10 protein-coding genes and 1 pseudogene are annotated in these 13,323 nt (G+C 61.1%); 3 read left to right on the top strand and 8 right to left on the bottom strand.

From position 1 onward, the window contains the following. The first annotated feature begins 136 nt into the window (after positions 1 to 136). A complete protein-coding gene (locus MJA45_RS02345) occupies positions 137 to 1,036 on the top strand; it encodes a cation diffusion facilitator family transporter (protein WP_315605694.1) in 900 nt (299 codons plus the stop codon). A gap of 25 nt (positions 1,037 to 1,061) precedes the next feature. On the opposite strand, the gene MJA45_RS02340 is transcribed toward MJA45_RS02345, so the two are convergent. Continuing rightward, positions 1,062 to 1,427, bottom strand: coding sequence for a hypothetical protein (locus MJA45_RS02340; protein ID WP_315605693.1), 366 nt, complete (start codon positions 1,425 to 1,427; stop codon positions 1,062 to 1,064). Positions 1,428 to 1,693: 266 nt separating this feature from the next. On the opposite strand from MJA45_RS02340, the gene MJA45_RS02335 reads away from it, so the two are divergent. Both MJA45_RS02335 and MJA45_RS02330 read left to right on the top strand, forming a co-directional pair. Then, a complete protein-coding gene (locus MJA45_RS02335) occupies positions 1,694 to 2,872 on the top strand; it encodes a sensor histidine kinase (protein ID WP_315605692.1) in 1,179 nt (392 codons plus the stop codon). Continuing rightward, positions 2,856 to 3,530, top strand: a complete 675-nt coding sequence (locus tag MJA45_RS02330) for a response regulator (protein WP_315605691.1) — start codon at positions 2,856 to 2,858, stop codon at positions 3,528 to 3,530. The genes MJA45_RS02335 and MJA45_RS02330 overlap by 17 nt, the downstream gene beginning before the upstream one ends. A gap of 455 nt (positions 3,531 to 3,985) precedes the next feature. Here MJA45_RS02330 and helD read toward each other — a convergent pair whose 3' ends face one another. The 7 genes and pseudogenes from helD to MJA45_RS02295 all read right to left on the bottom strand — a co-directional run. Next, positions 3,986 to 6,376, bottom strand: coding sequence for an RNA polymerase recycling motor HelD (gene helD, locus MJA45_RS02325; protein ID WP_315605690.1), 2,391 nt, complete (start codon positions 6,374 to 6,376; stop codon positions 3,986 to 3,988). 113 nt (positions 6,377 to 6,489) lie between these two features. Continuing rightward, complete coding sequence (locus MJA45_RS02320; RefSeq protein WP_315605689.1) at positions 6,490 to 7,458, bottom strand: ABC transporter ATP-binding protein; 969 nt, start codon at positions 7,456 to 7,458, stop codon at positions 6,490 to 6,492. A 51-nt stretch (positions 7,459 to 7,509) separates the two neighbouring features. Beyond that, positions 7,510 to 8,301, bottom strand: a complete 792-nt coding sequence (locus MJA45_RS02315) for an ABC transporter permease (RefSeq protein WP_315605688.1) — start codon at positions 8,299 to 8,301, stop codon at positions 7,510 to 7,512. Then, on the bottom strand, positions 8,298 to 9,074 hold the full coding sequence (locus tag MJA45_RS02310) for an ABC transporter permease (protein WP_315605687.1): 777 nt from the start codon (positions 9,072 to 9,074) through the stop codon (positions 8,298 to 8,300). Before MJA45_RS02310 ends, MJA45_RS02315 begins: the two co-directional genes overlap by 4 nt. Before the next feature lie 320 nt (positions 9,075 to 9,394). After that, entirely contained in the window at positions 9,395 to 10,018 is a 624-nt protein-coding gene (locus MJA45_RS02305; protein ID WP_315605686.1) for a TetR/AcrR family transcriptional regulator, read from the bottom strand. Positions 10,019 to 10,166: 148 nt separating this feature from the next. After that, positions 10,167 to 11,282: an aminopeptidase gene (locus MJA45_RS02300; protein ID WP_315605685.1), complete on the bottom strand. Its 1,116-nt coding sequence runs from the start codon at positions 11,280 to 11,282 to the stop codon at positions 10,167 to 10,169. 426 nt (positions 11,283 to 11,708) lie between these two features. After that, a pseudogene (locus MJA45_RS02295) lies at positions 11,709 to 12,821 on the bottom strand (putative glycoside hydrolase); the annotation flags it as partial. Positions 12,822 to 13,323: the final 502 nt, after the last annotated feature.

Here is a 13,323-nt window from a genome sequence, read left to right as displayed (position 1 = left end):
CCGGTTTCTCTTCCCTTTCGCAGAAAGAGCATGCCCGCACATACGAAAGCCCGTTTCGGAATAGGATGAAAAATTCGGAAGGAAACGAAAAGGATTCGGGGATTTTGGGCCATAATGAAGGCAGGAGGAATCCATCATGCGTCCAACCAACAGCCAAACCATGTTCGCCGCCTGGATCAGCCTGGTGAGCAACATCCTGCTGACCGGCATCAAATTCGTCATCGGCTTCCTGTTCAACAGCCAGGTGCTGATTGCCGACGGGGTTCACAACGCGGGAGACGTCATTGCCTCGGGCGCCGCCCTGAGCTCAATGCGCATCTCCAGCCGTCCGGCGGATAAAGAGCATCCGTACGGCCACGGCAAAGCGGAGGTGCTCGGCGCGGCGGTCGTCGCCGTTATTCTCGCGATGGCGGCCCTCTTCATGGCCTACCACTCGTTCGAGGTGCTTCTACAAGCCGAGCCGCCGGAAGCCCATCTTCTTGCCTTGGCCGCCGCCTTCGTCTCGCTCGTCTGGAAGCAGCTTCTGTACCTGTATACGATCCGCATCGGGCGGCAGCTGAACAGCAAGGGCCTGATCGCCACCGCGCACGACCATCTGGCGGACGTCTACGCCTCCATCGCGGCGGTGGCGGGCATCGGCTGCGGCCTCATCGGGGAGTATTACGACAATCCCGTGCTGGGTTTCGGAGACCCGGTCGCGGGTATCATCGTCTCGTTCCTCGTCATGAAGCTCGCCTATACGATGGGACGGGAATCCTTCGACATTCTCATGGAACGCAATGTAGCCCCCGAGCAGCTCGAGCAGTACGCCTCCCTGATCCGGAGCGTGCCGGAGGTGAGAAGGATTGACCGGCTTCGCGCCCGGGAGCATGGCCACTACACCATCGTGGACGTGCGCGTGGCGGTGCCCGGCACGCTTACCATCCAGGAAGGGCATGATATCGCCCGCACCATCAAGCTCTCCATCATGAACGCGCACCGTGATGTGGAAGAGGTGCTGGTGCACCTCAATCCCTGGTACGAAGCCAAACAATAAAAGAGCGGGGGCTACCCCCCGCTCTTTATCCGTTTATTAACGAAATGGCCAGCAGCACGGCGATTATAAAATCAAGAACCCCGCAAAATTCCGCGTACTCCCGCCATACGACCTTCCTCTTGATGAAATGATACACATCCCATATCGCATGACCCAAATAGCCTATGATGAGGAGAAGAATCCCCGCTTCCCTCCCCGCCATCATCGCCGCGGCGGCAATCCCTGCGAAAATAAGCAGGCCGCCCACCTGAGCCGTGATCGGCCCCGCTCCCCGCATATGACCCCGGATCGCCCCGGCGATCGGGTAAACCAGAGCGGCCAGGATCAAAATCTGCGCCAGCGGCTGGACGGTAGTGGTCGGCAGGCCGGATGCCGCAATGACTAACGCCACGATAGAGGGTCAGCGGTATTTGATCAACGTTCCACACAGGCATAACTTCATCATCATCGTCTCCTTTTTCTCTTGTAGGGCCTGTCGCATCAGGCTCCCTTGGAAAAAAGGTACCACGGACGGAGCGGACCGGTCGTCTACCCCTTGGCTGATTTCCGCCGCTGAAACCTACACCGATCGGTAGAGGCCGCCTTTCCGTTTTTTTGATAAACTGGGGAAAAGATGACCATTCTCAGTCGGGATCCCCCGATTACAGGAGGAGCTCCATGGAAATCGTACGATCTTTCCCCGCCGCCCGAGCCGCTCACCTGCTCTTTCTTGTGGGCTGGTTTCTTCTGATCTTTCCAAAAGAACGGGCGGCGGACCTTCCCGCTCTCCTGATCGCCCTGCTCCTCTTGAGCGGGTATGCCTTCCTGGTTCTGCTTCCCGCCCGTTTATGGAGCCGGGAACGCTACCTCGGGGGGCTGCTCCTCCTTCTTGCGGTGACGCTCGGCTCCCGCCTGCTTTATCCGGATTTTCCCGATCACCGGATCTTCTGGCCCTTCCTGTATCTAGCGGCGACGGCGGAAAGCGGGGGGAAACGGGGGCCGGCGGTTCTGGCGGCCGCCACCCTGACGATCATTACCGGCATGCTCCTCCTGGACGGCTTCTCCTTCGGAGCCTGGCTCGCCGCCTTCCTGGTGTACGGAACCTTGCGCAGCCAGGCTCTCCTGAGGAAGGCGCACCGGACCAACCGCGAGCAGCTCCGGCAGCTGGAGGCCGCCCATGCGGAGCTTTACCGGTCCTCCGTCCAGGCGATGGGCTATGCCGCCTTAACGGAGAGGACCCGGCTCGCCCGCGACATCCACGACGGACTCGGCCACCGGCTCACTTCGCTGATCGTCCAGCTTCAGGCGCTTCGCCTCACGATCGGCCGGGATGCCACGAAATCCGCCGAGATGGTGGAGGATTTGCTGGACACCGCGCGCCAAGGGATGCAGGAGGTGCGGATGGCCGTCAAGGAGTGGTCCGATGACGACAGCCGGCTGGGGGCGGCCGCGCTTAAGGGGCTCGTGTCCCAAACGGAGGCCCGGACCCGCCTGGCCATCCGGTACGAGGAACGGGAGCTTCTAACTCCTTGGCCGGAGGAGCACGGAATCATTCTCTACCGGGTTCTGCAGGAGGCGCTGACCAACATCCTGAAGCATGCGGAAGCGAAGCAAGCGGTCGTACGCGTGGAAGAAGCCGGGCGGGAGCTTACGCTGACGGTCCGCGATGACGGCTCGTACCGGGCTCAGGAGCCCCTGGAGCCCGGGTTCGGCCTGCGCGGAATGAAGGAGCGGTGCGAGGCCGCCGGAGGACGGCTGGTCTTCCGGGCCTTGAGCCCGCACGGGCTTGAGCTGGAGACCCGGCTCCCGCTCGCTCACGACGATGAGGGGGAACGCTATCATGGCCGCACCGGATAAGATACGGATTGTGCTCGTAGACGACCAGGCGCTGATCCGCAAAGGCTTGCGGTATATTCTCGATCTGCAGCCCGATATGGAAGTGGCGGGAGAAGCGTCGACGGGAGAAGAAGGAGTGGAGCTGGCGAGGCGGACCTCGCCCGATCTCGTGTTGATGGATATCCGGATGCCGGGCCTTACGGGAATTGAGGCGACCCGGTCCATTGCGGAGACCCTGCCCGACACCCGCGTGGTCCTGCTGACGACCTTCGACGTGGAGAATTATGTCTTTGACGGCATCCGGGCCGGAGCCTCGGGGTACCTGCTCAAGGATTTGAATACGGAAGAAATGCTGGCCGGGCTGAGGGCCATGCACCGGGGAGCGACCCTTTTCAACAGCACCACCGCCAAAAAAGCGCTGGCCCAGCTCGTCAGTCCCCCGCCGGGGGCGGAAGAGGGCGGCTTCCCGGATGACCCGCTGCTGGAGCCGCTGACCGAGAGGGAAACCGAGGTCCTTCAGCTCCTCGCCTACGGCAAGCGCAATGCGGAGATTTCGGCCCTACTCCATATTTCCGAGGGAACCACCAAAACCCACATTCATCACATCATCCAGAAGCTCGGAGCTCTGGACCGCACCCAAGCGGTGGTGATCGGCATCCGCCGCAAGCTGGTTCTCTAGCCCGGCAAACAAAGAGACCTGCAGGCACACCGGCCGCAGGTCTAAAGGTATATATTATTAAAAAGGGGGGTCAAGGTTTAGTATAGAGCCTCCCTGTTACAGATTCATGAGGCTAACGTTTCATTTGCATGACAATAGGTATCCCTAAAGATATAGGACTATCTGCCGTCCTTTGTCAGGTAGACGGTAGGTCCGAAAGCGGACTGGCCCTTCCTTGAGCCAAAAAGCATCCGCTGATCCGAAGGGTCTCCTTCCTCCTCCCCCGTCCGTCCGGCTGCAAAACTCCCTGCCAACAAAGAGGCCTGCAAGCACACCGGCTGCAGGCCTTAAGGGTTATATTATTAAAAAGGGGGGTCAAGGTCTAGTATAGGCCCTTTACGTTACAGGTGCGTGTTGGCCATATTTCATTTGTATGACAAACCATTAACGCTTCGAAACAAAAAGGCACCCGGCTCTTAAGCTTCCTGCCGCTCGAACAGGCTTTCCGGAACGCCGGCCAGGAACGGGGACGGCTCCGCGGTGTAATACAGATGCAGGCGGTGAAGCGCGCGGGTGCACGCCGTGTACAGGAGCTTGCGCTCCCGTTCCCGGCCGTAACGGAGGCTCCCCGCCTCGTAGACGACGACCGCGTCGAACTCGAGGCCCTTCGCCAGGTACACCGGCAGCACGACGGTTCCCGTGACGAACGTTTCCGTCTCCCGCGTGATCAGCACCGCGTCCGTCTCGCCCCGCTTCTGCAGGGCGGCGAAGGCCTGCTCGCTCTCCTCGGCCGTGTGGCAGAGAACGGCGACCGACGCCCCTTCCGCCCGCAGGGAGCGGACATCCGCAGCGACCGCATCGGCGAGCGCCGACTCGTCCTGCGCGCGGATCAAGCGCGGCAGCTCCCCGTCCCGGCTGAACGCCTCCACCGGCTGCCCTTCGCCCAGCAGGGCCTTCGTGAAGTCGACGATCTGCCGGGTCGAGCGGTAGCTCTTGAACAGGCGGACGGTCTTCGCCTCGTCTCCCCCGAGCAGCTCCCGGATTCCTTCATAGCCTTGCAGCCCTGCCTCTCCCTGGATGCCCTGGTTCAGGTCGCCAAGAAGCGTGAAGCCCGCCTTTGGAAACAGCGCGCGGATATACGCGTACTGGAAGGGCGAGTAGTCCTGGGCTTCGTCGATCAGAACGTGGCGCATCTCGCGGTACTTCTGCATCCCCTCCACCTCAGCCTGGAGATAGACGTAAGGCGTGGCGTCCTCATACGGCATCTCCCCGCGCTCGAGGGCTTCCAGCGTGTACCGGCAGATCCCCTCCCATTCGGGAGGAAGCGATCCGCCGAACTTCGCCGCTTCCCGCTCACCCTCGGCCGGCGCTCCCGATCCGGCAGATTCACCCGCAGACGCCGGCGCCCCTGCCACGCCAGCCTCAGCCCCAGGCTCCTCCGCCAGCAGGCGCTGAATCAGCCCGCGATCCGTGAAGAGCCGCTTGTACAGCCCAAGCGCGTCGGCGAATTCGAGCCGGTCCGCCATCTCCACCAGAGGGGTGAACGCCCGGCGGGCTTTGCGCCGGCTCTCCGCCTTCATCTCGGGCTCCGTGCCGAGGTAGCGGGGGTTGGCGTACATTTTGCGGTAAACGGCCTTGGCATACGCCTCTTCCTTCTCCTCCAGCTCGTCCAGCAGCCACCGGCGCATCTTCTCGATCCGGTATTCGATGGACATCCTCGGCTCGAATCCGTAGAACCTTTCCACCAGCCTTTCGGCCGGGATAACCGGTTTGTCCCGGATGGATAGGGTCTTAAACAGCATCCCCTCCTGCTTAAGCAGGGTCAGGTAGCGCCGGATGAGCCCGAAGAAGTCCGTCGAGGCCTTGTAAGCCATGCCGGCCGTGCGGGCCCGCCAGACTTCATTCTCCTCCGAGCCGAGCACAAGCTCCATACGCTCATACGGGTTCTCCAGCTTCCACTCGAACCCGAGCGTGTACGCCAGATAATCCTGGAACGTCGTCTGGCGCATGTTCGCCTCGCCCAGCTCCGGCAGAACGGTGGAGATGTAATCGTTGAACAGACGGTTCGGCGAGAAGAGGAGAATGTTCTCCGAGCTCATCACGTTCCGGTACTTATACAGCAGGTAGGCGACCCGCTGAAGAGCAACGGACGTCTTGCCGCTGCCCGCAGCGCCCTGAACGATCAGAATGCGGTGCCGGTCCGTACGGATGATCTCGTTCTGCTCCTTCTGGATCGTCGTGACGATGCTCTTCATCTTGTCGTCGGCGCTTTGTCCCAGCATCTCACGCAGCACATCGTCCCCGATCGGCAGGCCGGTGTCGAACATCTGCCGCAGCTCTCCGTGCCGGATCACGTACTGCCGCTTCAGCGTGAGCTCCCCTTGGACCGGCCCTACGGGCGTTTCATATTCCGCCGGGCCGGGCGGGTAATCGTAGAACATACCGGAGATCGGAGCGCGCCAATCGTAAATGTAGATTTCACCGCTCTCCTCGTCGGTAAGCGACTGGATGCCGACATATACCGCTTCGGAAGCTCCGCCGCGTTCGGTGAAGTCGATCCGTCCGAAATACGGCGAGCCTTGCAGCTTCTCCAGCCGGCGGAGCGTCTGGAAGGCATGCCGGTAGGCAATCTCCTGCTGCCGCTGCACGTTCGCCTGCTGGGTAATGCTCGCCGCCGTCTCGATTTCCTCGTCCTCGTTCTCGACGTTGACGGTGATGTCGTCCCAGAAGTTCCGGCGGCCGCTTACGACCGTTTCCCTCCGGTCACGGACGATATCCTCCAGCCCTTCGAGCTGCTTCCCGATCTGGCCGGCCACCTCCTTAAGCCGTTCCCTCTCGATAGTCCAATCCTTAGGCTCTATGCTCATACGAACCCCTCCCTTTCCGAAATAAAAAAGGATAATCCTCTTCGCCCTTCCTGCCGAAAGCCGGTCTTAATCCCTTATAGTCTATCCAAGGAGAATCGCTTTTCCTCCGCGGGTTAGTAGACCCGGTGAATGATTTCCTCGAACTCCGGCTCCTCCATATGCACGTCATCGATCTCTCCCCACAGGCCGAGCGTCCGGAGCACATCCATCGCCTTCTGCTCCTGCCGGTTGCACTCGATCGTAACCGCGGCCTCCGAACGCTCCCGGATCGTGAACGGGGCGCCGGGCTCTTCCGGGATGTCCACCGGCCCGCGGTAGGTCACCTTGATGACCGTAGGCAGGCCGATGCGCTCCCGGAGCCTCGGGATGGACCCGTCATAGCCGATCCGGCCGTGGTTGATGACGATCACCCGGGAGCACAGCTGCTCGATGTCGTCCATGTCGTGCGTGGTAAGCAGAATCGTCTTGCCGAACTCCCGGTTAAGCGTCTGCAGAAAGCCCCGGATGTTCTTCTTCGCCGTGACGTCGAGGCCGATCGTCGGCTCGTCGAGGAACAGGATATCCGGGTCGTGCAGCATCGCCGCGGCGAGATCGGCGCGCATCCGCTGCCCGAGGGAGAGCTTGCGCACCGGCGTCTCGAGAAATTCATCCAGCCCGAGCAGCTCCCGGAGACCGCCAAGCCTTTCTTCCTTCGCCTTCCCGCCGATCTTGTACATCTCGGCCAGAATATCGAAGGAATCCTTCACCGGCAGGTCCCACCACAGCTGGCAGCGCTGGCCGAACACGACGCCCAGCTTGGCGACCACCCGTTTACGGTCCTCGTGCGGGCTGATCCCGCCGATCCGCACCTTACCGGAGGTCGGGTGCAGGATGCCGGTGAGCATTTTGATCGTGGTTGATTTCCCGGCCCCGTTCGGCCCGATATACCCCACGAATTCCCCCGGCGGAATGGTGAAGCTGATGCCCTGCACCGCTTCCTTCTCCCGGTACTCCCGGGAGAAGAAGCTCCGGAGGCCGGCGAAGCGGCCGGTGTGCACGACGGGGGTCCGGAACGTTTTGCGGATATTCTCTACTTCTATCATGAACCTTCTCCTCTCTCTTCCGGTAATCCTGCCTGCTCCTGCTCCTCGTCCTTACGATCCCGTGCTTTGGTACCGGGACAGCCCGAGGCTCCATAAACGACGGCTTAAGAAATAACACAGCCCCGCTGCGCCGGCGGTGGCGGCCAGAATCCAGGGGCCGAGCTCTCCCCTCAGAACATAGAGAGCGGGAATATAGTTGGCGAACCCGACGGGAACGACGGAGAGCAGCATGAATTTCAGCCAGCCCGGGTACAGCGTAAGCGGGTATTGGCACGCATTCCGCGAGGCGTCCTCGGTGAAGGTCTGAAGCTCGCTGATCCGTGTGATCCAGAAGCCGACGGAGGCCGTGGCGAGTCCGATCGAGAACAGAATGACGGAGCCCATGACAATGATTAACAGCGTTAACGGAAGGGAAGCCCAGCCGAGCTGGCCCTCGAGCATCAGGTGCCGCAGGCAGACGGCCAGAATAAAGCCCCCCTGCAGAAGCTCCCCCAGCATGATGCGGAAATTTTGCGACATGAGGGCGAGCAGAATCGGGACCGGACGGATCAGAAGCCGGTCGAGGTCTCCGGTGACGAGGTATTTTTCCAGATGGTGAACGTCGCTCGCGAGCGTCCGGTACACCGTTTTGGACAGGGTCAGCACAGCGTACAGATACCCCACCTCATACACGCTCCAGCCTTGGATATCCCCGAACTTCACCAGAACGACCGCAACCATAAGAAATTCAACGGCATTAATAACCGCCGCCATTAAGGAGGTGAAGAAGAAATTGAACCGGTACTGCATCCGGCTCTTTACGCTCGCCCTGACGAGAAGGGCATACATCCGAAGCACGCTCATCCTCCCTGCACCTCCAGCTTCCGCCGGACTATACGCGTGGCCCCGATGCACAGGACCGTAAACAGCAGACACCACACGACGGAGCCCGTTAACACCGTAAACGATTCAAGCTCCAAATAGATTCGCGTTGAGTGATAGAGCAGATAAGGATAAGGCGACCAGACGCTGATCGCGTGGAGCCAGCCCGGCAGCCATTCGAGCGGAATGAAGAAGCCCGACAGCAGCATGGAAAAGGAATAGTTCAGCCAATAAAACCACGTGGACTCCGTCGTCCAAAGCGAGGTGACCCCAATTAAGTAGTTGATGCAGATGCTTATGTAGGCGGCAAAAAGGAGCGCGGCAGCCGTGGCCGCGTACGTCGACAGTTGGCTGGGAACCTGAAGCTGAAACACGAAGAAGTAGAGGAAGTAAATCGGAAGAAACTTGTACACGAACTGGTAAGCGATCTGCCCCCATTCCCGGCTCATCAGCTGGTAGAACAAGGGAACGGGACGCATAAGCTCGAGCGAGATCTGCCCGGTCCGCACGGACTCGGGAATCCCCAGGCCGTTGTTCAGAAAGAGGGCCACCCACAGGCTGACCTGGTTAAAAGCGATGTAGCTTACCATGCCCTTCAGGCCGTACTCCCCGAGCGAGCGGCCCTCCCCGAGGCCCATCCAGATCGAGATGTATACCACGCCGAAGATGGCGCTGGCCAGATTATGGACCAGGTGCGAGCCGCGGTATTGCAGGTTCCGCCGGTACGCTTTTTTGGCAAGGACGGCAAAAAGCATTCAACACCTCCGGGTACGCAGGCGGGAGACGGCAGCCGCGCGTCAACGCCTTGCATGAAAATAGAAAGCGGTAGACAGCCGCAGAGAAACGGAATCCCATCTTACCAAAATTTCGGAGCGGGATGCAATAGTTTTTTTGACCGGGATGTTCGGCTGTTAAAAAGAGCTTGCGGAACAACATTCCGTTAATCCGCAAGCCCTAAAAAGCAAAAGGCAGCGGGAGATTCCCGCTGCCGTGACTATCCTGTTCGGCCTTCCGGCCCTTCCGTTGCTCTTCCGCTCCTCCGAGGGTGCCGGCCTTCGCCCGCTTAAGGAGCTGTCTAACCCTCCGGCCGCTTGTTGGCGTACAGGAGGAGCATTCTCTCCATACCGCGCATGAGCACCTGGTACTGCTCGTCCTCCCCGCTGCCGATGAACTGCAGGGCGATGCCGTCCCGGAGCGCCCAGAAGAGGGACGCGGCTTCGCCGCTGTCCAGGTCCGGCCTGAACTCTCCGGAGCGGATGCCCTCCTCGATCACCTCGCGGATGAAGGCGACAGCGGTCTCTTCATGGCGGAGCATCACCTGGCGGAGCTCCTCCCGGCGGGAGGCCTGCAGCGAGAACTCGAGGTAGAAGGCGAGGAGGGGCCGGAGCTCCTGCAGGGCCTGGCGCTGAAAGCGACGCATGATCAGGCTGAGCTTGCCGGCGGCATCCGGAATCGTGTCGTACCGCTCCCCTTTCACCCCGACAATGAGCCGCTCCATCCGCTCCTCCATCAGGGCCGTGAACATCTCTTCCTTGCTGGCAAAATAATTGTACAAGGCGCCCTTGCTGATCCCGAGCCTCCGGACGATGTCGTCGACCGTGGTGGCCGGGTAGCCTTTGTCGGCAAAGCACTGCAGGGCCCCCTCCAGGATGGCGGCCCGCCGCTCTTCCTTGTAGGCGTCGCTTACCTTAGGTGACATGCCCGTTTCTCCTTTCTCCCCGAAAGGGAAAGCCTACTGTCTTCCTTAAATCTTCCCCCTAGGTCCTTCCAAAAACAAGGCACCGGTGGAAGCCCAGCCAGTGCCTTGCTCGATCAGGAACGGCCCGATCCAACGGGCCTCCTTTTCTCTATTTCAGGTTCTCGGGGTTCAAGCCCTCCAGCTCCGGAATGACGAAGCGGCCGTCCTTACGGATGAGCACGTCATCGAACCAGATCTCGCCGCCGCCGTATTCCGGGCGCTGGATGCAGACCATATCCCAGTGAATCGCGGAGGAATTGCCGTTATCCGCTACCTTGTAGGCCTGGCCCGGGGTAAAGTGGAAGCTGCCGTCAATCTTCTCGTCAAACAGCGTATCTTTCATCGGCTTCTGGATGTAAGGATGGAAACCGAGCGAGAACTCACCGATATAGCGGGCGCCCTCATCCGTATCGAATACCTTGTTGATCTGCTCCGTGTCGTTAGCCGTGGCCTTGACGATCTTGCCGTCCTTGAACTCCAGGGAGACATTCTCGAACGTGAAGCCCTGATAAACGCTGGGCGTGTTGTAGGTCAGTTTTCCGTTGACGGAATCGCGGACAGGGGCCGTGTACACCTCGCCGTCCGGAATGTTGCGCTTGCCTTCGCATTTGATGGCCCCAATTCCTTTGATCGAGAAGTTCAGGTCGGTGCCCGGGCCGACGATGCGGACTTTGTCCGTCCGGTCCATGAGCTCCTTCAACGGATCCATGGCGCGGGACATTTTCTCATAGTCCAGGGTGCAGACGTCAAAGTAGAAGTCCTCAAAGGCTTCCGTGCTCGTGTTCGCGAGCTGGGCCATGGACGGGCTCGGGTAGCGCAGCACGACCCATTTGGTCTGGTTGACACGGGTGGTGCTGTGCACGCGGTGGCTGTACAGCGACTGGTACAGCTTCATTTTGTCGGCGGGCACGTCGGACATCTCCGAGACGTTCTCTCCTCCGCGTACGCCGATGTATACGTTCATCCGATCCATCTGATAGTGATCGAATTCCGCCCAGGTGCGGATCTGCTCCTCGGTAGAATTCATCAGCATCGCCCGGATGACCGAATGGTCACGCAGGTTGACGAACGGGTGGCCGCCCGCCTGGTGAACGGCTTTCACGAGTTCCTTGACAAGCGCGGCATCAATGCCGAACGCTTCGATAAGCACGTTCTCGCCCTTCTGCACCTCGGTGGAATAATTGACGAGCACGTCCGCCAGCTTGGTCAGTCGGTTATCCGTCATGGTCACACGTCCTTTTTATTAGTTGTTGGAATTAAGGAATGGGAAATAAAACGACCAGTCGGTCTGTTTATAGTGTCGCATAAAACGCCGGGCTTTTCAATCCTTCCGTTCGGCTCCCAGCGGGGTTAATCCTTTGGGAGGCGGGCCTATGGGGAGCCGGCCCCGGGTATGCGGGCAGCCCGAGACAGGGAAGGTGCCGGGATAGCGGTCCAAGGCTCGTTGGAGCCGGAAAACTACTGGGGCGGCTGGCGTCCGGGTCCCGGTAAGCTGCCGATATGGAGGTCCGAGCCCAACGGGAGCCGCGGAAGGACCGGGACGGCGGTCCGATGCCCGACGGAAGCCCGGAAGCTACCGGGACGGCGGTCCGATGCCCGGAGGGAGAAGCGGTTCGTTCTCTTCCGGCCCCGCCGTCTGCTCCTCTCCCCCGTAACTCACCCCGCCCGTATAGGCGTTGGAAGCATTCCATAGAAGGAATTCTTCAATTCCGTTATCCTTCAGGGCGCGGATCTGGTCCTCGATCTCCTTCTTGCCGTAGGCGATATGCCCGGGCACCCAGCCGGCGGTAAAATCTTGAAGCCAAGGCCTCACCACAGGCTTATCGGAGCCGAGGGGCCGAAGCTTCTTCAGCGTATCCCGGCTAGCCCCTTCGATCACCTGGTAAGGCGCGGCATCGGGAACCGCGGCCCCGTACCAGCCTTCCGAATAATGGCTCGGGTAAATCATCGGGGAAATGACATCCACCTGACGCGACAGGAGGCCGAAATCCTGTCCGATCCCTTCCGCCGCGGGAACGGAGGCCGCATAGCCGAAAATGTCCACCGACACCCGCACCCCGAGCGGATGAAGCTGCTCCCGGGCGTACTGGACGAAGCCCGTCACCGCCTGGGTGCGCGTACGGGAGTCCTTCGTGTAGTCGAGGGAACCGGCCCGGTTCTCAAAGCCTTCCGCAAACCGGACGTAATCGAACTGAATTTCTTTGAAGCCGAGCCGGGCGGCTTCCTTGGCGACGGCGACATTGTATTCCCATACCTGCCGGTCGTAGGGATTGACGAAGCTGTCTCCTCTGCCGTTCTGCCACAGGGTGCCGTCCGCGTTGCGGAAGGAAAACGCCGGATTTTTGCGGGCGAGCAGCGTATCCTTGAAGACGACGATACGGGCGATCGGATAGATGTTATGGTCCGCCAGCTTCCGCATCAAGCCCGGGAGGTCGGGGATAAGAAGGCGGGGGCTTCCCCACTTCCTCGCTTCCGCGCCGAGCGGATTAAAGGTAAGGAAGCCGTAATCGTTCTTCAGGTCGATCACGGCGGCGTTAAGCTCCGTCTCATCGAGGAGCCGGATGAGGCTGTCCATCTTGGAGCCTCCGGCGTTGGAGGCGGTGATGTAGATGCCCTTGACCCGGGGAGCGCCGGGCTGCGGGTCCGCTTTGCCGGAGGAAGGGGTGGCCGCGGCGGTGGGGCGAGCCGTGGCTGCAGCGGGCGGCCGGGGTGCCGCTGGTTGCTCGGGCGCGGTGCTCGGGGCTTCCGTCGGCGGAGCCTGCACTGCCGCGTCATCGCTGCCCGTACGGGCGGACGGACGCGGCGTTCCCGAAGCGCCGGAAGCTTCAGCCGACTGGCCGAGCGGGCCTGCCGCCTCGGAAGCGGGGCCGGATGGGCGAAGCGTTTCTGCCCCAGCGGGAGCGGCAGCTCCCGGCTCGAGGCGTGCCGCCGGCAGCGCAGCACCGGCACGTTCCGTCGGGTCCGGGCTTCCGCCTGCAGCGCCCTTCGCTCCTGCTACCGAGCCGGGACTTCCGCCCGCCCCGCTTTGCGCTCCCGCCGTCTGGCTTGCGCTTCCGCCCGCGGCCCCTGGCACTCCTGCCTCCAGGGAGGAGGGTAGGCGAACAGGCCGCTGCCCGAAACCGCCCGCCTGGAGCCAGACGGCCGTTACAGCGGCCGCACCTAATAGAAGCAGTCCAGCGGTTCTTTTGTTATGCGGCATGATCATGCCCTCCTCCTTGTGGAATAAGCCCTGCCCGTCAACCTTACTTTCCATTCTCCCTAGCTTG

Origin of the sequence: Paenibacillus aurantius, assembly GCF_032268605.1 — a bacterium.
In the GTDB taxonomy this organism is placed as follows: Bacteria; Bacillota; Bacilli; order Paenibacillales; family NBRC-103111; genus Paenibacillus_AO; species Paenibacillus_AO aurantius.
This window is presented reverse-complemented; position numbering and strand designations above follow the sequence as displayed.